Consider the following 24,971-nt stretch of genomic DNA (forward strand, 5'->3'; position numbering starts at 1 on the left):
ATCATGGGCTTAACTTATCAAATGAAAATGAAAATTCCTTTTGATATGGCTGATATGAACGGTCATATCAAACTTCCAGATGTGATTTTGCTGTCACTGCAAGTTTCAGGGATGCAGTCGATTGAACTGGGAGTTAGTGATAAGGCCATTTTGGAAGACTATAATCTGGTCTGGATTATCGCAGAATATGATATTGAGGTGGTTCGTTTGCCTCGTTTTGCGGAAGAAATTACCATCGAAACGGAAGCCTTGAGCTACAATCGACTTTTTTGCTACCGTCGCTTTACTATTTATAATGAAGCGGGGCAGGAGCTCATCCATATGATGGCGACCTTTGTTCTCATGGACCGCGACAGTCGAAAAGTCCATGCTGTTGAACCTGAGATTGTGGCTCCTTACCAGTCTGATTTTGATAAAAAACTTATCCGTGGACCGAAGTATGAGTCCTTGGAAGAGCCGATCAGCAAGGATTACCATGTTCGTTTTTACGACTTGGATATGAATGGTCATGTCAATAACAGTAAATACTTGGACTGGATTTTTGAGGTCATGGGAGCGGATTTTTTGACCCACTATATTCCCAAGAAAATCAACCTCAAGTATGTCAAGGAAGTTCGACCAGGTGGGGTGATTACATCGGCTGTTGAACGGACTGGACTGGAAAGCAAGCATGAAATTACAAGTGATGGGGTTATCAATGCCCAAGCAATCATTACTTGGAAAGAAATAAAAAAGGCTTAGGGAGAAATAGATGAAATATAAAGGCTATTTAATTGATTTAGACGGAACCATTTATAAGGGGAAAGACCGAATCCCTGCTGGAGAGACTTTTGTTCATGAATTGCAAAAGCGGGACATTCCCTATCTCTTTGTAACCAACAATACAACTCGCACTCCAGAGAGTGTTAAGGAGATGTTGGCTCAGAATTTTAATATCGATACGCCCCTATCGACTGTCTACACAGCGACTTTGGCAACCATCGACTATATGAATGATTTGGGGCTTGAAAAGACCGTCTATGTCGTCGGAGAAGCAGGACTCAAGGAAGCCATCAAGGCGGCTGGTTATGTGGAAGACAAGGAAAACCCTGCCTACGTGGTAGTTGGTCTGGATTGGCAAGTCGACTATGAAAAATTTGCCACAGCAACTCTTGCTATTCAAAAGGGTGCCCATTTTATCGGAACCAATCCTGACCTCAACATCCCGACGGAACGTGGTCTTTTGCCAGGTGCTGGCTCCCTGATTACGCTGCTTGAAGTAGCGACACGAGTGAAGCCGGTTTATATCGGAAAACCCAATGCCATCATTATGGACAAGGCGGTTGAGCACTTAGGTTTGGAACGTGAAGAGTTAATTATGGTTGGGGACAATTATTTGACTGATATCCGGGCTGGGATTGACAATGGCATTCCAACGCTCTTGGTGACGACAGGTTTTACTAAGGCAGAAGAAGTAGCTGGCCTGCCAATCGCACCGACACATGTGGTTTCTAGCCTTGCGGAGTGGGATTTTGATGAAAACTAAATTGATCTTTTGGGGCTCTATGCTCTTTCTCCTCTCCCTCTCAATCCTTCTGACCATTTATCTGGCTTGGATTTTCTATCCTATGGAGATTCAGTGGCTAAACTTAACGAATCGAGTCTATCTAAAACCAGAAACCATTCAATACAATTTTCATATCTTGATGAATTATCTGACCAATCCTTTTAGTCAGGTCTTACAGATGCCTGATTTTCGTTCGTCAGCAGCTGGTCTGCACCATTTCGCAGTGGTCAAGAATCTCTTTCATTTGGTTCAGCTAGTAGCTCTAGTGACACTGCCAAGTTTCTATGTCTTTGTCAATAGAATTGTGAAAAAGGACTTTTTGTCTCTTTATCGAAAAAGTCTCCTGACTCTAGTAGTCTTACCTGTGATGATTGGACTTGGGGGAGTTTTGATTGGTTTTGACCAATTCTTTACTCTTTTCCATCAAATTCTCTTTGTGGGAGATGATACCTGGCTTTTTGATCCAGCCAAGGATCCTGTTATTATGATTTTGCCAGAGACCTTCTTTCTTCATGCCTTCCTCCTCTTTTTTGCCCTCTATGAAAGCTTCTTTGGCTATCTGTGTCTGAAAAGTCGTAGGAAATGAAATGAAAGATGTTTTTAATTTGCATATATAAAAATATATATCGTTTAAAACCATCGTTAAGAGTGAATTAACCAAATCCAATTGTGTCAATCGTTCGCAAACAGCCTATTTTTCTTGAAAAATAGGCTTTTTTTTCTAAAAATCCCTAGTCAAGCGCCTTATTTTTTTGTATAATAGAAGTAGCAAAGTATAGATAAGAAGAGAAAAGCATGATTACACTATTTCTATCACCGAGCTGTACATCATGTCGTAAGGCTAAGGCCTGGTTAGAAAAACATAAGGTTCCCTTTGTGGAACACAATATTATGACCAGTCCTTTAACAAGAAAAGAATTGCAACAAATCCTTTCCTTGACCGAAAATGGTACTGATGACATCATTTCAACTCGTTCAAAAATTTTTCAAAAATTGAATATTGATGTAGAGAGTATTTCGGTATCGGAATTGCTTCATTTGATTGAGCAGTATCCTAGTCTTTTGCGTCGTCCAATTATTATTGATGCCAAGCGTATGCAAATCGGTTTTAATGAAGATGAGATTCGTGCTTTTCTCCCTCGTAGTTATCGTAAGCAAGAACTAAAAGAAGCAAGAATGAGAGCTGGTATTAGTTAATGAACAAACAGTATAGTTACCCACTAGATTTGTCGTGGAGCACTGAAGAACTTGCTTCAGTGCTTTCTTTTTTTAATGATGTTGAAGCTGCCTATGAAGGCAAAGTAGAGGCTAAAAAGTTACTGGACTCCTATAAGGGATTCAAAGCGGTCGTGCCAAGCAAGAGCGAAGAGAAACGTTTGGGACGAGAATTTGAAACGGTTAGTGGCTATTCACTTTACCGAGCAGTTCAGGCTGCCAAAGAAAAAGGGGAAGGAAAGATTTCTCTTGGAAAGTAAATTTGAATTTGCTAAAGAGCTTGTTAAGAAAGCAGGTCAGTACATTCTTGACCATATGCAGGAAGACTTGCGTGTTGAAACCAAGTCCTCTCCAACAGATTTGGTGACCAGACTGGACAAAGAAGTTCAGGAACTCTTGGTTGGTGAGATTTTGTCCCGTTATCCTGAGGATAAGATTTGTGCTGAAGAAGGTTGTCTGCGAGCCTCGGTTCAAGAGGGCAAGGTTTGGGTCATTGATCCCATTGATGGTACCAATAATTTTGTAGCCCAGCAGGAAGATTTTGCTGTTATGATGGCTTATTTTGAAAATGGTCAGGGACAGTTTGGTCTGATTTATGATGTGGTCAAAGGGGATTGTTACCACGGTGGTGGGGAATTTCCAGTTTGTCTAAATGATAGGCCCCTAGCTTCTTTTAAAACTAAACCACTTGGAGATTTTCTCATTGCAGGGAATAGTGGTATGCTGGAAACCAATGAATGGGGGCTGGCTGATTTGAGCCGAGCGGTTCTTGGTGTTCGTGTCTATGGAAGTGCGGCCATTAGTTTTGCCAAGATTTTGTCAGGGCGTTTGTTGACCTATCTCACCTATCTGCAACCATGGGATTATGCCGCAGCTAGTATTTTAGGGGAAAGTCTGGGCTATCGGGTTGTGACCCTTTTTGGTGAAGCTCCTGATTTTCAAACCAGACAGCCGGTCATGATGGTGCCTCTTGAGATGCAGGAGGAAATTCAGTCCTATATTTACGAAAGGAAAAGAACTTAAATGAAATTTCCAGAAGGATTTGTTGAAAAATATAAAGAAATACTAGGAGATGAGGCAAGAGATTTTCTTGCCTCTTTTGAGGAGGAAGCGGTTTCGGCCTTTCGGGTCAATCCCTTAAAAGAAGAGCAACTTTCCTTTTCTGATGCCATTACTCAAACCCCTTGGGGCCACTATGGGAAGGTTTCAGGGAAATCGCCTGAGCATGCTACAGGTTTAGTTTATTCGCAAGAACCTGCTGCTCAAATGGTGGCTCAAGTAGCCCAACCCAGTCCTGGTATGAAGGTCTTGGACTTGGCTGCTGCACCGGGGGGCAAATCAACTCAACTGGCAGCCTATCTAGCAGGGGAGGGGCTACTTGTTTCCAATGAAATTTCAAGCAAACGGGCTAAGATTTTGGTTGAAAACATGGAGCGTTTTGGAGCGACAAATGTCGTGGTGACCAATGAATCTGCCGACCGCTTGGTCAAGGTCTTTAAAGGCTATTTTGACTTAATCGTTCTTGATGCCCCTTGCTCTGGTGAAGGAATGTTTCGTAAGCAACCTGATGCTATGGACTATTGGAGCTTAGATTATCCGAGTCAATGTGCTAGCTTGCAAAGAGAAATTCTGGAGGATGCAGTGACCATGTTAGCTGAAGGTGGTCGTCTGGTTTATTCGACCTGTACCTGGGCACCCGAGGAAAACGAAGAGATTGTCAATTGGTTGCTGGAAGAGTATGATTTTGACTTGTTGCCAGTAGAGCATATCAATGGAATGGTAGCTGGTATTGACCTGCCAGAAACGGCTCGGATGTACCCTCATCAGTTTAAGGGAGAGGGTCAGTTTGTTGCCCATCTACAGTTTAAGGGTAACAATCCAGCTCCTAAATTTAAGGCAAGTAAGAGTAACCTCAGCCGTGAACAAGTTGCCTTGTGGCAGGAATTTGCCCAAAACCATTTGAAGGTCAATCTACCGGGTATCTTGCAGATTTTTGGAGACCAGCTTTATCTCTTGCCAGAACTTTTGCCAGATTTAGGGAAGCTCAAGATTGCTCGCAATGGACTGCATCTGGGTACTTTTAAGAAGAAACGCTTTGAGCCCAGTTTCGCTCTTGGTTTAGCCTTGAAACCGAGTCAGGTCGAACAGTCGGTTGAAATTGGCCAAGAAGAGTTTGTCAAGTATGCGGCTGGAGAAACCGTTCAGCTGGCAGAAAGTCTGCCAAATGGTTGGTACCAAGTTTTGGTTAAAGGCAATGGCTTGGGCTTTGCAAAGGTTACTGGAAATGTTTTGAAAAATTATTTTCCAAAAGGCCTCAGATTCAAATGAAAATGCTAGTCAAATATCTTATTCTATGTTATAGTGAAAGTATGGATTTTTTTAGTAGGATGATTCTTGATATCTTGATTGCCATCACATGTAGTTTTACTACTCGATGAAAATCAAAGAGCAAACTAGGAAGCTAGCCATAGATAGCTCAAAACACTGCTTTGAAGAGATTTTCAAAGAGTACAAGAAGTTTAGTTATTAGCGTTCTTACCGCTTGTAAACTAGATTTCTCATAAAATAGAATCTTTTCCTTTTAGTTGTAAACTAGTCTGGGAGAGTAGAGAGATTTGAGATACCTTTCTAGCTTTTAGATTATCATCTAAGGAGAGTAATTTCCCTTGCATTAAAAAGGGGAAAAAGAGACACGAAATGACTATAATGGGTGACAATGGGGGAAGGGATAGACAAGAGATTTTATCCACATATGAAAAAAGGAGGTTAGGAAAGAGTAATATAGCCTATATTATATAAATAATCAATTGCGCAGAAATTTGGTAAGAATTCATGCGTCAACTCATAAAGAACTACTTAAAAAATTCACAGTATTCATAATTATTTTCGAGGAGAAAAACAGTGAAAAAAAGAAAAAAGCTTGCTCTGTCTCTTATCGCTTTTTGGCTGACGGCTTGTTTAGTAGGCTGTGCTAGCTGGATTGATCGTGGAGAATCCATAACGGCTGTTGGCTCAACTGCCTTGCAACCCTTGGTTGAAGTAGCGGCAGATGAATTTGGCACGATCCATGTTGGAAAAACGGTCAATGTCCAAGGGGGAGGTTCTGGTACAGGCTTGTCCCAGGTTCAGTCTGGGGCAGTTGATATAGGAAACTCAGATGTATTTGCTGAGGAAAAAGACGGAATTGATGCTTCTGCTCTTGTTGACCACAAGGTCGCGGTAGCTGGCTTGGCTCTGATTGTCAATAAGGAGGTTGATGTTGATAATCTAACGACAGAGCAACTTCGTCAAATCTTCATAGGTGAGGTAACCAATTGGAAAGAGGTTGGTGGTAAGGACTTACCCATCTCTGTTATCAATCGGGCAGCCGGCTCTGGCTCTCGTGCTACCTTTGATACTGTCATTATGGAAGGTCAGTCTGCCATGCAAAGTCAGGAGCAGGATTCAAATGGAGCGGTAAAATCAATCGTATCAAAAAGTCCAGGAGCTATCTCTTATTTATCTCTTACCTATATAGATGATTCGGTCAAAAGCATGAAGTTGAATGGCTATGACTTAAGTCCAGAAAATATAAGTAGCAATAATTGGCCCTTGTGGTCTTATGAGCATATGTATACATTGGGGCAGCCCAATGAGTTAGCTGCAGAATTTCTCAATTTTGTTCTCTCGGATGAGACCCAAGAAGGGATTGTCAAAGGATTGAAGTATATTCCGATTAAGGAAATGAAGGTTGAAAAAGATGCTGCCGGAACTGTGACAGTGTTGGAAGGGAGACAATAATGAATCAAGAAGAATTAGCTAAGAAAATGTTGCTTCCATCAAAGAATTCTCGTCTGGAGAAATTAGGAAAAGGTTTGACCTTTGCCTGTCTTTCTTTGATAGTCATCCTTGTGGCCATGATTTTGGTTTTCGTAGCGCAAAAAGGCTTGTCGACCTTCTTTGTCAATGGTGTGAATATCTTTGACTTTCTTTTGGGAGGAACTTGGAATCCTTCTAGTAAAGAATTTGGTGCCCTTCCTATGATTTTGGGTTCCTTTATCGTTACCATTCTCTCAGCCCTTATCGCAACACCCTTTGCTATTGGTGCAGCAGTTTTTATGACCGAAGTATCACCAAAAGGGGCGAAGATTTTGCAACCAGCTATTGAACTCCTGGTTGGGATTCCTTCAGTAGTGTACGGATTTATTGGCTTGCAAGTCGTCGTTCCCTTTGTTCGCAGTGTCTTTGGTGGGACTGGTTTTGGGATTTTGTCAGGGATTTCCGTCCTCTTTGTCATGATTTTGCCGACCGTAACCTTTATGACAACGGATAGCTTGCGTGCGGTTCCTCGTTATTATCGTGAGGCAAGTTTCGCTATGGGAGCCACTCGCTGGCAGACTATCTGGCGTGTGATCTTGAAGGCGGCCCGTTCTGGTATTTTCACTGCAGTGGTCTTTGGGATGGCGCGTGCCTTTGGTGAGGCTTTAGCTATCCAGATGGTTGTCGGAAACTCAGCTGTTATCCCAACTTCCTTGACCACACCAGCTGCAACTTTAACTTCTATATTAACTATGGGAATTGGGAACACTGTCATGGGAACTGTAAATAATAATGTTCTCTGGTCACTGGCCTTGGTACTGCTCTTGATGAGTTTAGTTTTTAACAGTGTGATTAAATTGATTACGAAAGAAAGAGGAAAGAAAAATTATGCGCGCTAAGAAATTAGATAAACTTGCAACAGCTGTCCTCTATACGATTGCTAGCATCATTGTGACAATCTTGGCTTCCTTGATTCTCTATATCTTGGTTCGGGGCTTGCCCCATATCTCTTGGTCTTTCTTGACTGGAAGGTCTTCTGCTTTTCAAGCAGGTGGTGGGATTGGCATTCAGCTTTACAATTCCTTTTTCCTATTGGTCATTACCTTGATTATTTCTGTACCTCTTTCTATGGGAGCTGGGATTTACTTGGCTGAATATGCTAAAAAAGGTCCTGTTACCAACTTTGTGCGGACTTGTATTGAAATCTTGTCCTCTTTACCATCAGTGGTGGTGGGTCTCTTTGGTTACTTGATCTTTGTAGTCCAGTTTGAGTATGGATTTTCAATCATTTCAGGTGCCTTGGCCTTGACAGTCTTTAATTTGCCTCAGATGACGCGTAATGTAGAGGATAGTTTGAAACACGTTCACCATACCCAACGTGAGGCTGGTCTGGCTCTTGGGATTTCTCGCTGGGAGACAGTGGTTCATGTTGTTATTCCAGAAGCGCTTCCAGGTATTGTAACGGGTGTCGTCTTGGCATCTGGTCGTATCTTTGGCGAAGCTGCAGCTCTGATCTATACAGCAGGGCAATCGGCGCCAGCTCTTGACTGGTCTAACTGGAATATCCTCAGTGTGACTAGCCCCATCTCTATCTTCCGTCAAGCAGAAACCTTGGCTGTCCATATCTGGAAAGTCAATAGTGAAGGCACTATTCCAGATGGAACCATTGTATCAGCAGGTTCTGCCGCTGTGCTCCTGATCTTTATCCTGATTTTTAACTTTGGAGCTCGTAAGTTCGGAAGCTATCTACACAAGAAATTAACCGCTGCCTAAAGGAGAAGCCATGTCAACATATAACTGGGATGAGAAGCATATCCTTACCTTTCCTGAAGAAAAAGTAGCCCTTTCTACTAAGGATGTCCATGTTTACTATGGTAAAAATGAATCCATTAAGGGGATTGATATGCAATTTGAAAGAAATAAAATTACAGCTTTGATTGGTCCGTCGGGGTCGGGGAAATCTACCTACTTACGCAGTCTCAATCGCATGAATGATACTATTGATATTGCTAAAGTAACTGGGCAGATTCTCTATCGTGGAATTGATGTCAACCGTCCAGAAATCAACGTTTATGAAATGCGTAAACACATTGGAATGGTTTTTCAACGCCCCAATCCATTTGCTAAGTCAATTTACCGTAATATTACCTTTGCGCATGAACGTGCTGGAGTTAAGGATAAGCAAGTCCTAGATGAAATCGTAGAAACCTCCCTTCGTCAGGCTGCCCTCTGGGATCAGGTTAAAGACGATCTCCACAAGTCAGCCTTGACCTTATCAGGTGGTCAGCAACAACGTCTCTGTATCGCTCGTGCCATCTCTGTTAAGCCAGATATCCTCTTAATGGATGAGCCAGCCTCAGCCTTGGATCCGATTGCGACCATGCAACTAGAAGAGACCATGTTTGAGCTCAAGAAAAACTTTACCATCATCATTGTAACGCATAATATGCAGCAGGCTGCTCGTGCAAGTGACTATACAGGCTTCTTTTACTTGGGTGATTTGATTGAGTATGATAAGACTGCAACTATTTTCCAAAATGCCAAGCTACAGTCCACCAATGACTATGTATCTGGTCACTTTGGTTAGAAAGGAAACCGTATGACAGATGCGATTTTACAGGTATCAGACCTGTCCGTTTATTATAATAAAAAGAAGGCTTTGAATAGTGTTTCCCTATCTTTCCAACCTAAGGAAATTACAGCCTTGATTGGTCCATCTGGATCAGGGAAGTCAACCCTCCTCAAGTCTCTCAACCGCATGGGAGATCTCAATCCAGAGGTGACCACAACTGGATCCGTGGTGTACAATGGTCACAACATCTACAGTCCGCGTACAGATACGGTTGAATTACGTAAGGAAATCGGAATGGTTTTCCAACAACCTAATCCTTTCCCTATGACTATCTATGAGAATGTTGTCTACGGGCTTCGTATCAATGGAATTAAGGATAAGCAGGTTCTGGATGAAGCCGTAGAAAAAGCCTTGCAAGGTGCCTCTATCTGGGATGAGGTCAAGGATCGTCTATATGATTCAGCTATTGGATTGTCAGGTGGTCAACAGCAGCGTGTCTGCGTGGCCCGTGTCTTGGCAACTAGTCCTAAAATCATCCTCTTGGATGAGCCAACTTCGGCTTTGGATCCGATTTCAGCTGGTAAAATTGAGGAAACCTTGTATGGTCTAAAAGACAAGTACACCATGCTTCTGGTAACCCGTTCCATGCAGCAAGCTTCACGTATCTCTGATAAGACAGGATTTTTCCTAGATGGAGATTTGATTGAATTTAATGATACCAAGCAGATGTTCCTTGATCCCCAACACAAGGAAACGGAAGACTATATTACAGGAAAATTTGGATAAGGAGATGAAAGATGTTACGATCTCAATTTGAAGAAGATTTAGAGAAATTACATAACCAGTTCTACGCTATGGGACAAGAAGTGCTCTCACAAATCAATCGTACGGTACGTGCTTTTGTCACGCATGACCGTGACCTGGCAAAAGAGGTCATAGAAGATGATGCAGAAGTAAATGAATACGAAGTGAAACTGGAAAAGAAATCATTTGAAATGATCGCACTCCAACAACCAGTCTCTCAAGATTTGCGTACAGTCTTGACTGTCCTTAAGGCTGTATCAGATGTGGAGCGTATGGGGGATCACGCTGTAGCCATTGCCCAGGCAACCATCCGTATGAAGGGGGAAGAACGCATCCCAGCTGTAGAGGAAGAAATTAAAAAAATGGGACGTGAAGTTAAAAGCGTTGTTGAAGCAGCACTTGATCTTTATCTTAATGGTTCTGTTGACGACGCATACCGGGTGGCCTCCATGGATGAGCAAATTAACCACTATTTTGAAACTATCCGTGACCTTGCGACTGAAGAGATTAAGAAAAATCCAGAAGCCATTGTTACGGGTCGTGATTATTTCCAAGTTATTTCCTACTTGGAGCGTATCGGTGACTATGCTAAAAATATCTGTGAATGGGTTGTCTACTTTGAAACAGGTAAGATTGTCGAACTATAAAATAGTTTAATTCTGTATAAAAAGGAGCTTGAAATCAACTGATGGCTCCTTTTTTTGAACGAAAAAATATTTTTGAGATAAAAATTTAAAAAACACTTGACAAGTAACTTGGATATCGTTATAATTATACAAAATTAACAGAAAGGTTGTTTATTTATGAAATCAAAAAAATGGATATTTGTTTTATGTAATTTTCTTGCAAGTTTCTTCTTAGTAGCTTGCCAGTCAGGTTCTAATGGTTCTCAGTCAGCTGTTGAGGCCATTAAGCAAAAGGGGAAATTAGTTGTGGCAACCAGTCCTGACTATGCACCCTTTGAATTTCAATCATTGGTTGATGGAAAGAACCAGGTAGTCGGTGCAGACATCGACATGGCTCAGGCTATCGCTGATGAACTTGGGGTTAAGTTGGAAATCTTAAGCATGAGTTTTGACAATGTTTTGACCAGTCTTCAAACTGGTAAGGCTGACCTAGCAGTTGCAGGAATTAGTGCTACTGACGAGAGAAAAGAAGTCTTTGATTTTTCAATCCCATACTATGAAAACAAGATTAGTTTCTTGGTTCGTAAGGCTGATGTGGAAAAATACAAGGATTTAACTAGCCTAGAAAGTGCTAATATTGCAGCCCAAAAAGGGACTGTTCCAGAATCAATGGTCAAGGAACAATTGCCAAAAGCTCAATTAACTTCCCTAACTAATATGGGTGAAGCAGTCAATGAATTGCAGGCTGGAAAAATAGATGCTGTTCATATGGATGAGCCTGTTGCACTTAGTTATGCTGCTAAAAACGCTGGCTTAGCTGTCGCAACTGTCAGCTTGAAGATGAAGGACGGCGACGCCAATGTCGTTGCTCTTAGAAAAAATAGTGATGATTTGAAAGAAGTGGTAGACAAGGTCATCCAAAAACTTAAGGATGAAGGAACTTACCAAAGCTATCTTGAAAAAGCAGCAAGTTTAACTGAAGTTGAAGAATAAGAAAAAGCAGAGTTGGATGTCATTCCAATTCTGCTTTTAAATAGTTTAAAACATTTTCCAGATTGTCTAGGGACACCTTGGCAAATTGATAAGGACAGGTGCTTAAATAGGCCTCTTCAAAGAAGTCCAAGCCCAGTTGACTGTGTTTGAGACTGGCGATTTTAGGATACTGTCTCAGGTCTAGCAATAAACCATCGTGTAGGGGATAATGAGGAAGGGGACAAGGTGTTTTAGTTATCCTTTCCTCGATTTGTTTTTGGTAAGATTCATGATTGGTCAAGCGAGCCAAACGATTTTTTTCAAACAATTGACTGTCAATATAGAGTGACAGGGCCTTTTGCATGATGAGGTTGCTGTCGTAGTCTAGGATATTTTTGTAGGCCACGAAGGCTTCTTTGATAGTATTTGGAAGAATGAGTGCTGTTATCCGCAAGGCTGGAAAGAGGCTGGTTGAGAAGGATTTGATATAAATGACGCGTTCCTCTGTATCTAGATAGTGGAAGGTCTGGCCCTTTTTAGAGTCCAAATCCCCCAGATAGTCGTCTTCGACGATATAAACACTATATTTGGCTGCTAAGTCAAGAATAGCTCGTTTGTCCTGCTCAGAATAGGAATGGCCTAGGGGATAGTGAAATCGAGGAATGGTGTAGAAAAACTTAATTTTTCCTGTTTTGAAGTGGCCTTCCAGCTCCTCCAAGTCAATCCCATCAATGCCTCGTTCAATCGTTTGATAGTCCAGCCCCTGTGCAATCAAGAGGCGATTCATCCGATGGTAGGTTGGCTGTTCCACCAAGATTTCCTTGGCTTGGCTAGGAAAGGATATTTGAGAGAGGATAAACAAGGCTTGTTGGGTTCCAGAAGTCAGTACTAGTTGGTTAGCCTTGCAGTAGAGAGCTTGGTCAAAGAGGAGTTTGTGAATGGATTGTCTTAGGTCTTCTAATCCTTCTTGATTGTCATAGTAGTTGAAGAGGTAGTTTTCTCGGCCAATCAAGGTTTCATTGACACAGAGTCGGAAATCGTCATAGGCACTGGCATGTTCGTCGGTAACCTCGATTTCTAGGTCTTGATGTTGCCCTTGTTCTAATACATAGTAGCCACTCTGAGGCTTGGCATAGAGGTATTGTTCGTGCCGTAATTCCAGCAGGGCTCGTTGAATGGTGTCCTTGCTGCAGTGAAAGTCAAGGCTCAGTTGACGGATAGAAGGCAGGCGACTACCCGTCGGAAATCGTCCAGACTCGATACCATTTTTCAGATAGGAAACGACCTCTTTGTACTTGCTTTGTTTCTTCATTCCAGACCTCCCTTGATTTTGTTACATTGTACCCTTTTTTTTCCTTCTTGGCAATGTCTAGAGCGTTTCTCTCGTTCACATCTAGGGGCAAATGTGGTATACTTAGGAGTAAGATTTATAGAATAACAGACAAGAAAGTGAATGGATAAGAACGTGCAGGAACCAGTGAAATTATTTCAATACAATACTCTTGGAGCCTTGATGGCTGGCCTTTATGGTGGTACTATGACAGTAGGAGAATTGCTAGAACATGGTGACCTTGGTTTGGGAACCTTGGATTCCATTGATGGGGAATTGATTGTCTTGGATGGCAAGGCTTATCAGGCCAAAGAGTCAGGAGACCAGCCAGAAATTGTGGAAGTGTCACCAGATGCCCTTATTCCTTACGCTGCAGTGGTACCGCATCAGGCAGAGGTCATTTTCCGCCAGCGCTTTGAGATGACAGACAAGGAATTGAAAGAACGAATTGAGTCTTATTATGATGGGGAAAATCTTTTCCGCTCTATCAAGATTCGGGGGGAATTTTCACATATGCATGTGCGTATGATTCCTAAGTCAACACCCGATACCAAGTTTGCTGATATCGCAACCCATCAACCGGAATATAGTCGTGACAATGTTGCGGGGACTATTGTTGGTTTCTGGACGCCTCAGATTTTCCATGGGGTCAGTGTGGCAGGCTACCATCTGCACTTCATATCAGATGATTTGACCTTCGGTGGACATGTCATGGATTTTGTCATCAAGGAAGGCATTATCGAGGTGGGAGCAGTTGACCAGTTGGACCAACGTTTCCCAGTCCAAGACCGTCAATACTTGTTTGCTAAGTTCAATGTTGACGAGATGAAAAAAGATATTGAAAAGGCAGAATAGGAGAAGAAAATGACCATTCATATCATTATTACCATGTTGCTGTTGCTAGCTTTTCTGATAGGAAGCATTTGGTTTACCAAAAAGAAATACCAGATTAATCTAGCTGTCTTGGGCTTGGGTGCAGTCGCTTTCTTTGTCTCTTCGCAGATTTTGGAAAAACTGGTGCATATCTTGATTTTGCATCCTCAAAAAGACGGTAGTATTGCCCTCTTGCAAGATCATCCGCTTATCTATATTATCTATGGCCTAGCCATGGCAGCATTTTTTGAGGAAACGGCTCGTCTTGTTTTCTTCAAATGGTTGGAGAAAAAGAGAAGTTTGGAAAAGGCAGATGCCTTGGCCTATGGCCTAGGGCATGGTGGCTTGGAGTTGATTTTTCTAGGCCTTATTAGTTTACTCAATCTTTACATCGTTCTTTCGGCAGTTCAAACTCAGAATCCACAGGTTATGCAATTACTGTCTGAAAATATGTTAAAAACCATTCAGTCACTTTCGGTCTGGCAGATTTATTTGCTTGGTTTTGAGCGAATCTTGGCGCTTGGTTTCCAATTACTTTTGACAGTTTGGGTTTACCAAGCTGTTCGCCAGAAGAAATGGATTTATCTCCTAGCAGCCTATGGCTTGCATGCCTTCTTTGATCTGGCACCATCTCTTTTCCAAGTAGGCTGGTTGACAAATCCAGTCTTGGTTGAAGTGATTCTAGCACTGGATCTCGTTCTGGTTGCCTATGGAACCAAGGAAATCTTTTGTAAAAAATCATAAAAAGGGGGGAACCTCTTTTTCTTATGCAAAATCCAAACAAGGTATTTTTATGGTCGTCAAATGTCTCTAAAAATGGTATAATGGAATGAATTTTGTAAAAGGAAGAGTGACATGTCTGTAAGAGAAAAAATGCTTGAAATCTTAGAAGGAATTGATATCCGTTTTAAGGAACCCTTGCATAGCTATAGTTATACAAAAGTAGGTGGAGAGGCTGATTATTTGGTCTTTCCACGAAATCGTTTTGAGTTGGCGCGCCTTGTGAAATTTGCCAACCAAGAAAATATCCCTTGGATGGTTCTTGGCAATGCAAGCAATATCATCGTTCGTGATGGTGGGATTCGTGGATTTGTCATCTTGTGTGACAAGCTCAATAACGTTTCTGTTGATGGCTATACCATTGAAGCAGAAGCTGGGGCTAACTTGATTGAAACAACTCGCATTGCCCTCCGTCATAGTTTAACTGGCTTTGAGTTTGCTTGTGGTATTCCAGGAAGCGTTGGCGGTGCTGTCTTTATGAATGCGGGTGCCTATGGTGGCGAGATTGCTCACATCTTGCAGTCTTGTAAGGTCTTGACCAAGGATGGAGAAATCGAAACCCTGTCTGCTAAAGACTTGGCTTTTGGTTACCGCCATTCAGCTATTCAGGAGTCTGGTGCAGTTGTCTTGTCAGTTAAATTTGCCCTAGCTCCAGGAACCCATCAGGTTATCAAGCAGGAAATGGACCGCTTGACGCACCTACGTGAACTCAAGCAACCTTTGGAATACCCATCTTGTGGCTCGGTCTTTAAGCGTCCAGTCGGGCATTTTGCAGGTCAGTTAATTTCAGAAGCTGGCTTGAAAGGCTATCGTATCGGTGGCGTAGAAGTGTCAGAAAAGCATGCAGGATTTATGATCAATGTCGCAGATGGAACGGCCAAAGACTACGAGGACTTGATCCAATCGGTTATCGAAAAAGTCAAGGAACACTCAGGTATTACGCTTGAAAGAGAAGTCCGGATCTTGGGTGAAAGCAAGTAGGAAGCTGTATTTGAAAAGCTGCTGCTATGTCATGGAAAGGGGGTGAAAGCCTATCGGTAGCGAAGATGTATGCAGGTGGTTTTACTCCCTGCAAGAGGTAGTGGCGACCTGACAGAGCCCCGATCTGTTAATCTATGAAAAAGAAGGAATTTATACCAATTGAAAAAACCAATTATCGAATTCAAAAACGTCTCTAAAGTTTTTGAAGACAGCAACACCAAGGTTCTCAAAGACATCAACTTTGAGTTGGAAGAAGGGAAATTCTACACCCTTCTAGGTGCATCTGGTTCGGGGAAATCAACTATCCTAAACATTATTGCAGGTTTACTGGATGCGACGACAGGAGATATCATGCTAGACGGTGTTCGTATCAATGATATTCCAACCAACAAGCGTGATGTCCATACGGTCTTCCAATCCTATGCCTTGTTTCCACATATGAATGTGTTTGAAAATGTTGCCTTTCCACTTCGCTTGCGCAAGATTGACAAGAAAGAAATCGAGCAACGCGTAGCGGAAGTTCTCAAGATGGTTCAGTTGGAAGGTTATGAAAAACGTTCCATCCGCAAACTTTCTGGAGGACAACGTCAGCGTGTGGCTATCGCCCGTGCTATCATCAACCAACCCCGTGTGGTTTTGTTGGATGAGCCCTTGTCAGCGCTGGACTTGAAATTAAGAACAGACATGCAGTACGAACTGCGTGAATTACAACAACGATTGGGCATTACCTTTGTCTTTGTCACTCACGATCAGGAAGAAGCCCTGGCCATGAGTGACTGGATTTTCGTTATGAATGATGGCGAGATTGTCCAGTCTGGAACCCCTGTGGACATCTACGATGAGCCAATCAACCACTTTGTTGCCACCTTTATCGGGGAGTCAAACATCTTGCCAGGTATCATGATTGAGGACTACTTGGTCGAATTTAACGGCAAACGCTTTGAAGCGGTTGATGGTGGGATGAAGCCAAATGAACCTGTTGAGGTCGTTATTCGTCCAGAGGACTTGCGCATTACCCTTCCTGAAGAAGGCAAGCTCCAAGTTAAGGTCGATACCCAGCTTTTCCGTGGAGTTCATTATGAAATTATCGCCTATGACGAACTTGGAAATGAATGGATGATCCACTCAACCCGTAAGGCTATCGTGGGTGAGGAAATCGGTCTGGACTTTGAACCAGAAGACATCCACATCATGCGTCTCAATGAAACCGAAGAAGAGTTCGATGCTCGTATTGAGGAGTACGTAGAAATCGAAGAGCAAGAAGCAGGTTTGATCAATGCAATCGAGGAGGAAAGAGATGAAGAAAACAAGCTCTAAACTCTTTGTAGTGCCCTACATGCTTTGGATTGCCCTCTTTGTATTGGCACCCTTGGTCTTGATTTTCGGTCAATCCTTTTTCAACATCGAAGGCCAGTTCAGTTTAGAAAATTACAAATCTTACTTTGCGTCACAAAACTTGACCTATCTTAAAATGAGTTTCAACTCAGTGCTTTATGCAGGCATTGTGACCTTTGTGACACTGCTTATCAGTTATCCGACGGCCCTCTTTTTGACCCGTCTCAAACACCGTCAACTCTGGATTATGCTGATTATTCTGCCAACTTGGATCAACCTTCTTCTTAAGGCTTATGCCTTTATCGGGATTTTTGGTCAGAATGGCTCTATTAACCAATTCTTGGAATTTATCGGAATTGGTTCACAGCAGTTGCTTTTTACCGATTTCTCCTTTATCTTTGTCGCAAGCTACATCGAGCTTCCCTTTATGATTTTGCCGATTTTCAATGTCTTGGACGATATGGATAACAATCTCATCAATGCCAGCTATGACCTAGGTGCGACCAAGTGGGAGACTTTCCGTCATGTCATCTTCCCTCTGTCTATGAACGGAGTGAGAAGTGGGGTCCAATCTGTCTTTATCCCCAGCTTGAGTCTCTTCATGCTGACCCGTTTGATTGGTGGAAACCGTGTTATTACGCTGGGAACGGCTATTGAACAGAATTTCCTAACCAATGACAACTACGGTATGGGTTCAACCATCGGTGTAATTCTCATCTTGACCATGTTCATCACCATGTGGGTGACCAAGGAAAGGAGAGAACGATGAAAAAATTTGCCAACCTTTATCTGGGACTGGTCTTTCTTGTCCTCTACCTGCCGATTTTTTACTTGATTGGCTACGCCTTTAATGCAGGAAACGACATGAACAGCTTTACAGGCTTTAGCTTGAGCCATTTTAAAACCATGTTTGGTGATGGTCGCCTTATGTTAATTGTGACTCAGACCTTTTTCTTGGCCTTCCTATCAGCCTTGATAGCGACCATTATCGGGACTTTTGGTGCCATTTACATCTACCAGTCTCGTAAGAAATACCAAGAAGCCTTTCTATCACTCAATAATATCCTCATGGTTGCGCCTGACGTTATGATTGGTGCTAGCTTCTTGATTCTCTTTACCCAACTCAAGTTTTCACTTGGCTTTTTGACCGTTCTATCTAGTCACGTGGCCTTCTCCATTCCTATCGTGGTCTTGATGGTCTTGCCTCGACTCAAGGAAATGAATGGCGACATGATTCATGCGGCCTATGACTTGGGAGCTAGTCAATTTCAGATGTTCAAGGAAATCATGCTTCCTTACCTGACTCCGTCTATCATTACTGGTTATTTCATGGCCTTCACCTATTCGTTAGATGACTTTGCCGTGACCTTCTTTGTAACAGGAAATGGCTTTTCAACCCTATCAGTCGAGATTTACTCTCGTGCTCGCAAGGGGATTTCCTTAGAAATCAATGCCCTGTCTGCTCTAGTCTTTCTCTTTAGTATTATCCTAGTTGTAGGTTATTACTTTATCTCTCGTGAGAAGGAGGAGCAAGCATGAAAAAAATCTATTCATTTTTAGCAGGAATTGCAGCGATTATCCTTGTCTTGTGGGGAATTGCGACTCATTTAGATAGTAAAATCAATAGTCGAGATAGTCAAAAATTGGTTATCTATAACTGGGGAGACTATATCGATCCTGAACTCTTGACTCAGTTTACAGAAGAAACAGGAATTCAAGTTCAGTACGAGACTTTTGACTCCAACGAAGCCATGTACACTAAGATAAAGCAGGGTGGAACGACCTACGATATTGCCATTCCAAGTGAATACATGATTAACAAGATGAAGGACGAAGACCTCTTGGTTCCGCTTGATTATTCAAAAATTGAAGGAATCGAAAATATCGGACCAGAGTTTCTCAACCAGTCCTTTGACCCAGGTAATAAATTCTCCATCCCTTACTTCTGGGGAACCTTAGGAATTGTCTACAACGAAACCATGGTAGATGAAGCGCCTGAGCATTGGGATGACCTTTGGAAGCCGGAGTATAAGAATTCTATCATGCTCTTTGATGGGGCGCGTGAGGTGCTGGGACTAGGACTCAATTCCCTCGGCTACAGCCTCAACTCCAAGGATCTGCAGCAGTTGGAAGAGACAGTGGATAAGCTCTACAAACTGACTCCAAATATCAAGGCTATCGTTGCGGACGAGATGAAGGGCTATATGATTCAGAATAATGTTGCAATCGGCGTGACCTTCTCTGGTGAAGCCAGCCAAATGTTAGAAAAAAATGAAAATCTACGTTATGTGGTACCGACAGAGGCCAGCAATCTTTGGTTTGACAATATGGTCATTCCCAAAACAGTTAAAAACCAAAACTCAGCCTATGCCTTTATCAACTTTATGTTGAAACCTGAAAATGCTCTCCAAAATGCGGAGTATGTCGGCTATTCAACACCAAACCTACCAGCGAAGGAATTGCTCCCAGAGGAAACAAAGGAAGATAAGGCCTTCTATCCCGATGTTGAAACCATGAAACACCTAGAAGTTTATGAGAAATTTGACCATAAATGGACAGGGAAATATAGCGACCTCTTCCTACAGTTTAAAATGTATCGGAAGTAGGAGATAAACGTAAGAAGACGAATCAGTCAAGCTGGTTCGTTTTTAAGGAATAGAAGTCAGTTTTTAGAGCCCTATCTTTTTCTATTCTAGTTGTTTATTTGCTTATTTGCTTGCCTAGTAGTATACTAAGCCTATACTCTTCAAACCATGTCAGCGTTGCCTTGCCGTACTCAAGTACAGCTTGAGGCTAGCTTCCTAGTTTGCTTTTTGATTTTTATTGAGTATTAACCTTACAGAAAGCGGCAACAAATAATGAAAATGTCTACTTTTTTCAAAAAAAGTTTCTGGCCAACCTTTATGATTGTTAACCAAACTGTTATACTATTCCATTTAAAGGATGGCTTGGATCGACAATACCTAACAACTGAGTCCATATATTGGGTGATAGGCACCTTTATATTTGGAAATATTCTAGTAGCTGTGTTTAGTAATATGAAAATTTGGGATAAAAAGAAAAATGGCAGTAAGAAAAAATATATCCTGAAAAAGTAATCAGAGATGTAGGGAATTGGTCTAATTCAACGGAGATCATTTCCAGTTGACGCAAGCTTAAAAAAACGTTATAATAAGAAAGTTGAGAATTGATTTTCACTTGTCTTAGTCCAGAGAAATGGCGGTGCTGCGAGCCATCTAAGCTAGGAAGTCATGCTACTCAATCATACAATTGCATAAGAACAAGAGAATGACAAGTTCATTGAATGAAGGTGGTACCGCGGTTTTTCGCCCTTCGTGATATGAGCTTGTCTTTTGATTTTTGGAGGTGTTGATGAAAACATTTCTTGTCAAACAAAAGTTTCGTCTTGGAGGCGAACGCTTCGCTATCAAGGATGACAGGGGAGAAATTGCCTATCAGGTGGAGGGATCATTTTTTAAGATTCCTAAAACCTTTACCATCTATGATGCGGCTGGTGAACAAGTCAGTGAGATTAGTAAAGAAATCTTGACCTTGCTTCCTCGTTTTGAGATTCAGCTTCGGGATGGCTCGAGTTTTGTCATTCGTAAGAAGTTGACCTTCTGGCGAGATAAGTATGAGTTTGATAATCTAGGTCTTCGTATCGAGGGCAATATCTGGGATTTGAATTTCAAATTGCTGGATGATCGCGATCAGTTGATTGCGGAAATTAAGAAGGAACTCTTCCATCTGACCTCTACCTATACCGTAACGGTTCTTGAAGACGCTTATGCAGACCTAGTCATTTCCCTCTGTGTCGCGATTGACTATGTGGAAATGCTGGAAAGCCAATCACATTAAACAAGTAAATAAGGAGACAATATGAAACAACTATCTAGTGCACAAGTACGCCAAATGTGGCTTGATTTCTGGGCGACCAAAGGTCACTCAGTAGAACCATCAGTAAGTTTGGTTCCTGTAAATGACCCAACTCTTTTGTGGATCAACTCTGGGGTAGCAACCCTTAAGAAATACTTTGACGGGACCATTATCCCTGAAAATCCACGTATTACCAATGCCCAAAAGGCTATCCGTACCAACGACATCGAAAACGTAGGGAAGACTGCGCGTCACCATACCATGTTTGAAATGTTGGGGAACTTCTCTATCGGGGATTACTTCCGTGACGAAGCTATCACTTGGGCTTATGAGCTTTTGACAAGCCCTGAATGGTTTGATTTCCCTGCTGAAAAACTTTACATGACCTACTATCCAGACGATAAAGATTCTTACAACCGCTGGATTGAAGTGGGAGTGGATCCAAGTCACTTGATTCCAATTGAGGACAACTTCTGGGAAATCGGTGCGGGACCTTCTGGACCAGATACAGAAATCTTCTTTGACCGTGGGGAAGCCTTTGACCCAGAAAATATCGGTCTTCGCCTGCTTGCAGAAGATATTGAAAACGACCGTTATATTGAAATCTGGAACATCGTTTTGTCACAATTTAACGCAGACCCTGCTGTTCCTCGTAGCGAATACAAGGAATTGCCACATAAGAACATTGATACGGGCGCTGGTTTGGAGCGTTTGGTGGCTGTTATCCAAGGGGCTAAGACCAACTTTGAAACGGACCTCTTCATGCCGATTATCCGTGAAGTCGAGAAATTGTCTGGTAAGGTTTATGACCAAGATGGCGACAACATGAGCTTCAAGGTTATCGCAGACCACATTCGTTCTCTTTCATTTGCTATCGGTGATGGTGCCCTTCCAGGAAATGAAGGTCGTGGTTATGTTCTTCGTCGTCTTCTCCGTCGTGCTTCTATGCATGGTCAAAAATTGGGTATCAACGAGCCTTTCCTTTACAAACTTGTTCCAACTGTTGGAAAAATCATGGAAAGCTACTACCCAGAAGTGCTTGAGAAACGTGACTTTATTGAGAAAATCGTTAAGAGCGAAGAAGAATCATTTGCCCGTACCCTTCACTCAGGTCAACACTTTGCCCAAGGCATTGTGGCAGACTTGAAAGAAAAAGGTCAATCTGTCATTGCTGGTCAAGATGTCTTTAAACTCTATGATACATACGGATTCCCAGTTGAATTGACTGAAGAAATTGCTGAAGAAGCTGGTATGACTGTAGACCGTGAAGGTTTTGAAGCAGCCATGAAAGAACAGCAAGAACGCGCGCGTGCGTCAGCTGTCAAGGGTGGCTCAATGGGTATGCAAAATGAAACTCTTCAAAACATCACTGTAGAAAGTGTCTTCAACTACAATGCTAGCCAATTGTCTTCTAAATTGGTAGCTATCGTTGCTGACAATGCAGAAGTAGGAGCTGTTTCAGAAGGAACTGCCTCTCTTATCTTTGCGGAAACGTCATTTTATGCTGAAATGGGTGGACAGGTAGCTGACTACGGACAAATCTTGGATGAGTCAGGTAAGGTTGTGGCTACTGTGACCAATGTTCAGAAAGCCCCAAATGGTCAAGCCCTTCATACAGTTGAAGTCCTTGCACCGCTTGCCTTGAACCAAGAATATACCTTGGTAATTGATAGCAATCGCCGTCACCGTGTCATGAAAAACCACACTGCGACTCATTTGCTTCACGCTGCCCTTCACAATATCCTTGGAAACCACGCAACACAGGCAGGATCTCTTAACGAAGTTGAATTCCTTCGCTTTGACTTTACCCACTTCCAAGCAGTAACTGCTGAGGAACTTCGTGCGATTGAACAGCAAGTTAACGAGAAAATTTGGGAAGCACTTGAAGTGAAGACAGTTGAAACGGATATTGACACTGCTAAAGAAATGGGAGCTATGGCCCTCTTTGGTGAGAAATACGGCAAGGAAGTTCGTGTCGTGACTATCGGTGACTACTCTATTGAACTTTGTGGTGGTACTCATGTTGGCAACACTTCTGAGATTGGTCTCTTCAAAATTGTCAAAGAAGAAGGAATCGGTTCAGGAACTCGCCGTATCTTGGCAGTGACTGGTAAGGAAGCCTTTGAAGCCTATCGTGAACAAGAGGATGCTCTTAAAGCTGTCGCAGCAACCTTGAAAGCACCTCAAGTCAAGGAAGTACCTCACAAGGTAGAAGGACTTCAAGAACAACTTCGTCAACTTCAAAAAGAAAATGCTGAGTTGAAAGAAAAAGCCGCAGCTGCAGCCGCAGGCGATATCTTCAAAGATGCTAAGGAAGTCAACGGTCATCGTTACATTGCTAGTCAAGTGTCTGTATCCGATGCCGGTGCCCTTCGTACTTTTGCAGATAACTGGAAACAAAAAGACTACTCTGATCTTCTTGTCCTAGTTGCCGCTATCGGTGACAAAGTCAATGTCCTTGTAGCAAGCAAGACAAAAGACCTTCATGCAGGAAACCTTGTCAAAGAATTAGCACCAATCATCGATGGACGTGGTGGTGGTAAACCAGACATGGCCATGGCAGGAGGAAGCAACCAAGCTAAGATCCAAGAATTATTGGATGTAGTAGCAGGTAAATTGTAATCAAGTAAAGATCTATCCATTTGGGTAGGTCTTTTTTGACTACAAAAAAGCCAAATCCGCTTGGACCTAGCTTGGTTATTATGAGCTATTAGATGGTATTGACTGCCCAGACACTTACGGATCTAGCTGAGACAGGGAATTGTCCATAACCTTCCTCATCAATTGTAACTTGACCTTGGTGGTTACCAAGTAAATCTACAAAGGTTTGATTAGTCCATTCTTGACCGACAAACATTGACTTGCTGTTTTCTTGGTCATTTGAAATCAAGACTGCGATTGGGGATTGATTTTCAGCACCTGAACGTACCCAACCGATACAGTTAGCATGGTCAAAGTAGTCATTTTGTTCTCCATAGGCCAAATCTTTTCGGATGGCTAGGAGGCGGTCAAGGATTTCTTTGAAATCTTGTTGAGCATACTGGCCTGAAATCCCATAGTAGTCTCCGTAAAAGACACATGGAAGGCCGTCTTGGCGTAACAAAATGAGGGCATAGGCTGCTGGCTTGAACCATTCTTCAACGGTAGACTCAAGGGCTTGTCCTCGTTGGGTATCGTGGTTGTCGACAAAAGTCACAGACTTGTCAGGCTTGAGTTCAACCAGGCTATCTGTGAAAATGCCACGAAGGTCATAGTTTGCGCCAGCTTGACTGGCTTCAAAGAGATTCTGGTGGAGACGAACATCGACAAGGTCAAAGTGTTCTTCCGTTTTTTCGAGATAGTCCAGATTGGCTTCCTTGTCTGGGTTCCAAAATTCACCAAAAACATAGAAATCGTCACCGTATTTTTCCTTCATATCGCGGATGAAGTTGCGCATAAAGAAAGAGTCAATATGCTTAACGGCATCCAAACGGAAACCAGCTACACCAGTCGTTTCCATGAACCAATCAGCCCAGTCATAGATGTTTTGGATGACTTCAGGATGTTTAAAGTCTAGGTCGGCATACATGAGGTAGTCGTAGTTTCCGTTTTCGTTATCGACCAATTCCTCGTTAGCCCAGCCCTTGTTGTCCCCTTGGATGAGATAAATCCCAGACTTACGGCGTTTTGCATCGTAGTCTGTACCGGTGAAGTGGTACCAATGCCAGTGGAAGTCATTGTAGGTATCTTGGCGACCATAGAAGGTAAAGCTAGTCCAGCCATTGATGGTGAAGGGTTCTCCAAGTTCAACCGTACGGTCTACAGGATCCACTTCGATAACCTGAAAGGCTTCCATGTGATCGGCTGCAGCCTTGTGATTGAGAACCACATCGGCCATAGGTTGAATTCCCTGTGCTTTTAGGGCTTGAATGGCTTGAAGATAGTCTTCTTTGAAACCATACTTAGTGCGGACAGTCCCTTTTTGGTTAAACTCTCCTAGGTCAAATAAGTCATAGACACCATAGCCGACATCTTTTTCATTGGTTGCCTTAAAAGCTGGTGGCATCCAGACGTGGCTAATCCCCAGATGAGCTAGGTGTGGAGCATCTTCAGCCAGACGCGTCCAGTGCTGACCGTCGTGGGGCAGATACCATTCAAAGTATTGCATGAGCGTTTGATTTTGCATGATTTTTCCTCTTACTTGTCAATCTTGTTCTTTATTCTATCATAAAGTATTGGTTAGCGCAAACGTTTGCGTAAGAATAGAAGGAAACTGTTTTAACT

General features: G+C 42.5%; 26 protein-coding genes. 24 read left to right on the forward strand and 2 right to left on the reverse strand.

The window, feature by feature from the left end; all coding sequences use genetic code 11:
* The first annotated feature begins 3 nt into the window (after window positions 1–3).
* From AT689_RS07020 to AT689_RS07085, 14 genes are all read left to right on the forward strand, one after another.
* Window positions 4–741, forward strand: a complete 738-nt coding sequence (locus AT689_RS07020) for an acyl-[acyl-carrier-protein] thioesterase (protein ID WP_000524770.1) — start codon at window positions 4–6, stop codon at window positions 739–741.
* 10 nt (window positions 742–751) lie between these two features.
* A complete protein-coding gene (locus AT689_RS07025) occupies window positions 752–1,525 on the forward strand; it encodes a TIGR01457 family HAD-type hydrolase (protein WP_000875461.1) in 774 nt (257 codons plus the stop codon).
* Window positions 1,515–2,132, forward strand: a complete 618-nt coding sequence (locus tag AT689_RS07030; RefSeq protein WP_000850483.1) for a TIGR01906 family membrane protein — start codon at window positions 1,515–1,517, stop codon at window positions 2,130–2,132. The genes AT689_RS07025 and AT689_RS07030 overlap by 11 nt, the downstream gene beginning before the upstream one ends.
* A 209-nt stretch (window positions 2,133–2,341) precedes the next feature.
* Window positions 2,342–2,743 (forward strand): Spx/MgsR family RNA polymerase-binding regulatory protein, encoded by a 402-nt coding sequence (locus AT689_RS07035; RefSeq protein WP_000631260.1) that lies wholly within the window; start codon window positions 2,342–2,344, stop codon window positions 2,741–2,743.
* Window positions 2,743–3,021, forward strand: a complete 279-nt coding sequence (locus AT689_RS07040) for a UPF0223 family protein (RefSeq protein ID WP_001041974.1) — start codon at window positions 2,743–2,745, stop codon at window positions 3,019–3,021. Before AT689_RS07035 ends, AT689_RS07040 begins: the two co-directional genes overlap by 1 nt.
* Window positions 3,011–3,784, forward strand: a complete 774-nt coding sequence (locus AT689_RS07045) for an inositol monophosphatase family protein (protein WP_000444040.1) — start codon at window positions 3,011–3,013, stop codon at window positions 3,782–3,784. The genes AT689_RS07040 and AT689_RS07045 overlap by 11 nt, the downstream gene beginning before the upstream one ends.
* The gene (locus tag AT689_RS07050; RefSeq protein ID WP_000671535.1) at window positions 3,785–5,089 is read left to right on the forward strand and encodes an RsmF rRNA methyltransferase first C-terminal domain-containing protein; all 1,305 of its coding nucleotides are present in this window, start codon (window positions 3,785–3,787) and stop codon (window positions 5,087–5,089) included.
* Between the two features lie 573 nt (window positions 5,090–5,662).
* Entirely contained in the window at window positions 5,663–6,541 is an 879-nt protein-coding gene (pstS, locus tag AT689_RS07055) for a phosphate ABC transporter substrate-binding protein PstS (protein WP_000746338.1), read from the forward strand.
* A complete protein-coding gene (pstC, locus tag AT689_RS07060; RefSeq protein ID WP_001070908.1) occupies window positions 6,541–7,458 on the forward strand; it encodes a phosphate ABC transporter permease subunit PstC in 918 nt (305 codons plus the stop codon). Before pstS ends, pstC begins: the two co-directional genes overlap by 1 nt.
* Window positions 7,448–8,332, forward strand: a complete 885-nt coding sequence (pstA, locus tag AT689_RS07065) for a phosphate ABC transporter permease PstA (protein ID WP_001201789.1) — start codon at window positions 7,448–7,450, stop codon at window positions 8,330–8,332. The genes pstC and pstA overlap by 11 nt, the downstream gene beginning before the upstream one ends.
* Before the next feature lie 10 nt (window positions 8,333–8,342).
* Window positions 8,343–9,146 carry a phosphate ABC transporter ATP-binding protein PstB gene (gene pstB, locus AT689_RS07070; RefSeq protein ID WP_000109217.1) on the forward strand — a complete coding sequence of 268 codons (804 nt, stop codon included), beginning with the start codon at window positions 8,343–8,345 and terminating at the stop codon, window positions 9,144–9,146.
* 12 nt (window positions 9,147–9,158) lie between these two features.
* Window positions 9,159–9,917, forward strand: a complete 759-nt coding sequence (gene pstB / locus AT689_RS07075; RefSeq protein ID WP_000128639.1) for a phosphate ABC transporter ATP-binding protein PstB — start codon at window positions 9,159–9,161, stop codon at window positions 9,915–9,917.
* An 11-nt stretch (window positions 9,918–9,928) separates the two neighbouring features.
* Window positions 9,929–10,582 carry a phosphate signaling complex protein PhoU gene (gene phoU, locus AT689_RS07080; RefSeq protein WP_000946463.1) on the forward strand — a complete coding sequence of 218 codons (654 nt, stop codon included), beginning with the start codon at window positions 9,929–9,931 and terminating at the stop codon, window positions 10,580–10,582.
* Window positions 10,583–10,738: 156 nt separating this feature from the next.
* Window positions 10,739–11,554: an ABC transporter substrate-binding protein gene (locus tag AT689_RS07085; RefSeq protein WP_000837354.1), complete on the forward strand. Its 816-nt coding sequence runs from the start codon at window positions 10,739–10,741 to the stop codon at window positions 11,552–11,554.
* Window positions 11,555–11,573: 19 nt separating this feature from the next.
* Here the strand turns inward: AT689_RS07085 and AT689_RS07090 are convergent, their stop codons facing one another.
* Entirely contained in the window at window positions 11,574–12,845 is a 1,272-nt protein-coding gene (locus AT689_RS07090) for an aminotransferase-like domain-containing protein (protein ID WP_000744824.1), read from the reverse strand.
* Between the two features lie 141 nt (window positions 12,846–12,986).
* Between AT689_RS07090 and budA the strand changes: the two genes are divergently transcribed.
* From budA to alaS, 10 genes are all read left to right on the forward strand, one after another.
* Window positions 12,987–13,718 carry an acetolactate decarboxylase gene (gene budA, locus AT689_RS07095; protein WP_000360292.1) on the forward strand — a complete coding sequence of 244 codons (732 nt, stop codon included), beginning with the start codon at window positions 12,987–12,989 and terminating at the stop codon, window positions 13,716–13,718.
* A 9-nt stretch (window positions 13,719–13,727) separates the two neighbouring features.
* Window positions 13,728–14,480: a YhfC family intramembrane metalloprotease gene (locus tag AT689_RS07100; RefSeq protein WP_000152232.1), complete on the forward strand. Its 753-nt coding sequence runs from the start codon at window positions 13,728–13,730 to the stop codon at window positions 14,478–14,480.
* Window positions 14,481–14,591: 111 nt separating this feature from the next.
* Complete coding sequence (gene murB / locus AT689_RS07105; protein WP_000116169.1) at window positions 14,592–15,497, forward strand: UDP-N-acetylmuramate dehydrogenase; 906 nt, start codon at window positions 14,592–14,594, stop codon at window positions 15,495–15,497.
* A gap of 159 nt (window positions 15,498–15,656) precedes the next feature.
* On the forward strand, window positions 15,657–16,814 hold the full coding sequence (locus AT689_RS07110) for an ABC transporter ATP-binding protein (protein WP_000742910.1): 1,158 nt from the start codon (window positions 15,657–15,659) through the stop codon (window positions 16,812–16,814).
* Window positions 16,795–17,601 (forward strand): ABC transporter permease, encoded by an 807-nt coding sequence (locus AT689_RS07115; protein ID WP_000753797.1) that lies wholly within the window; start codon window positions 16,795–16,797, stop codon window positions 17,599–17,601. Before AT689_RS07110 ends, AT689_RS07115 begins: the two co-directional genes overlap by 20 nt.
* Window positions 17,598–18,371: an ABC transporter permease gene (locus AT689_RS07120; protein WP_000712741.1), complete on the forward strand. Its 774-nt coding sequence runs from the start codon at window positions 17,598–17,600 to the stop codon at window positions 18,369–18,371. The genes AT689_RS07115 and AT689_RS07120 overlap by 4 nt, the downstream gene beginning before the upstream one ends.
* Window positions 18,368–19,438, forward strand: coding sequence for an ABC transporter substrate-binding protein (locus AT689_RS07125; protein ID WP_000725682.1), 1,071 nt, complete (start codon window positions 18,368–18,370; stop codon window positions 19,436–19,438). Before AT689_RS07120 ends, AT689_RS07125 begins: the two co-directional genes overlap by 4 nt.
* 252 nt (window positions 19,439–19,690) lie before the next feature.
* Complete coding sequence (locus AT689_RS07130; RefSeq protein WP_000784184.1) at window positions 19,691–19,930, forward strand: hypothetical protein; 240 nt, start codon at window positions 19,691–19,693, stop codon at window positions 19,928–19,930.
* Between the two features lie 274 nt (window positions 19,931–20,204).
* Window positions 20,205–20,690 carry an LURP-one-related/scramblase family protein gene (locus AT689_RS07135; protein WP_000847054.1) on the forward strand — a complete coding sequence of 162 codons (486 nt, stop codon included), beginning with the start codon at window positions 20,205–20,207 and terminating at the stop codon, window positions 20,688–20,690.
* Between the two features lie 21 nt (window positions 20,691–20,711).
* Window positions 20,712–23,330 (forward strand): alanine--tRNA ligase, encoded by a 2,619-nt coding sequence (gene alaS, locus AT689_RS07140; RefSeq protein WP_000811753.1) that lies wholly within the window; start codon window positions 20,712–20,714, stop codon window positions 23,328–23,330.
* Between the two features lie 88 nt (window positions 23,331–23,418).
* Here alaS and AT689_RS07145 read toward each other — a convergent pair whose 3' ends face one another.
* Window positions 23,419–24,873 (reverse strand): alpha-amylase, encoded by a 1,455-nt coding sequence (locus AT689_RS07145; RefSeq protein ID WP_001181046.1) that lies wholly within the window; start codon window positions 24,871–24,873, stop codon window positions 23,419–23,421.
* Window positions 24,874–24,971: the final 98 nt, after the last annotated feature.

The sequence above is a fragment of the Streptococcus pneumoniae genome (genome assembly GCF_001457635.1).
Classification (GTDB): Bacteria; Bacillota; Bacilli; order Lactobacillales; family Streptococcaceae; genus Streptococcus; species Streptococcus pneumoniae.

Excerpts from the sequence above, each read along its gene's own strand:
- AT689_RS07020 (WP_000524770.1), top strand. The coding sequence starts at position 4 with ATGGGCTTAACTTATCAAATGAAAATGAAAATTCCTTTTGATATGGCT.
- AT689_RS07025 (WP_000875461.1), top strand. The coding sequence starts at position 752 with ATGAAATATAAAGGCTATTTAATTGATTTAGACGGAACCATTTATAAG.
- AT689_RS07030 (WP_000850483.1), top strand. The coding sequence starts at position 1,515 with ATGAAAACTAAATTGATCTTTTGGGGCTCTATGCTCTTTCTCCTCTCC.
- AT689_RS07035 (WP_000631260.1), top strand. The coding sequence starts at position 2,342 with ATGATTACACTATTTCTATCACCGAGCTGTACATCATGTCGTAAGGCT.
- AT689_RS07040 (WP_001041974.1), top strand. The coding sequence starts at position 2,743 with ATGAACAAACAGTATAGTTACCCACTAGATTTGTCGTGGAGCACTGAA.
- AT689_RS07050 (WP_000671535.1), top strand. The coding sequence starts at position 3,785 with ATGAAATTTCCAGAAGGATTTGTTGAAAAATATAAAGAAATACTAGGA.
- pstC (WP_001070908.1), top strand. The coding sequence starts at position 6,541 with ATGAATCAAGAAGAATTAGCTAAGAAAATGTTGCTTCCATCAAAGAAT.
- pstA (WP_001201789.1), top strand. The coding sequence starts at position 7,448 with ATGCGCGCTAAGAAATTAGATAAACTTGCAACAGCTGTCCTCTATACG.
- pstB (WP_000109217.1), top strand. The coding sequence starts at position 8,343 with ATGTCAACATATAACTGGGATGAGAAGCATATCCTTACCTTTCCTGAA.
- pstB (WP_000128639.1), top strand. The coding sequence starts at position 9,159 with ATGACAGATGCGATTTTACAGGTATCAGACCTGTCCGTTTATTATAAT.
- phoU (WP_000946463.1), top strand. The coding sequence starts at position 9,929 with ATGTTACGATCTCAATTTGAAGAAGATTTAGAGAAATTACATAACCAG.
- AT689_RS07085 (WP_000837354.1), top strand. The coding sequence starts at position 10,739 with ATGAAATCAAAAAAATGGATATTTGTTTTATGTAATTTTCTTGCAAGT.
- AT689_RS07090 (WP_000744824.1), bottom strand. The coding sequence starts at position 12,845 with ATGAAGAAACAAAGCAAGTACAAAGAGGTCGTTTCCTATCTGAAAAAT.
- budA (WP_000360292.1), top strand. The coding sequence starts at position 12,987 with ATGGATAAGAACGTGCAGGAACCAGTGAAATTATTTCAATACAATACT.
- AT689_RS07100 (WP_000152232.1), top strand. The coding sequence starts at position 13,728 with ATGACCATTCATATCATTATTACCATGTTGCTGTTGCTAGCTTTTCTG.
- murB (WP_000116169.1), top strand. The coding sequence starts at position 14,592 with ATGTCTGTAAGAGAAAAAATGCTTGAAATCTTAGAAGGAATTGATATC.
- AT689_RS07115 (WP_000753797.1), top strand. The coding sequence starts at position 16,795 with ATGAAGAAAACAAGCTCTAAACTCTTTGTAGTGCCCTACATGCTTTGG.
- AT689_RS07120 (WP_000712741.1), top strand. The coding sequence starts at position 17,598 with ATGAAAAAATTTGCCAACCTTTATCTGGGACTGGTCTTTCTTGTCCTC.
- AT689_RS07125 (WP_000725682.1), top strand. The coding sequence starts at position 18,368 with ATGAAAAAAATCTATTCATTTTTAGCAGGAATTGCAGCGATTATCCTT.
- AT689_RS07130 (WP_000784184.1), top strand. The coding sequence starts at position 19,691 with ATGAAAATGTCTACTTTTTTCAAAAAAAGTTTCTGGCCAACCTTTATG.
- AT689_RS07135 (WP_000847054.1), top strand. The coding sequence starts at position 20,205 with ATGAAAACATTTCTTGTCAAACAAAAGTTTCGTCTTGGAGGCGAACGC.
- alaS (WP_000811753.1), top strand. The coding sequence starts at position 20,712 with ATGAAACAACTATCTAGTGCACAAGTACGCCAAATGTGGCTTGATTTC.
- AT689_RS07145 (WP_001181046.1), bottom strand. The coding sequence starts at position 24,873 with ATGCAAAATCAAACGCTCATGCAATACTTTGAATGGTATCTGCCCCAC.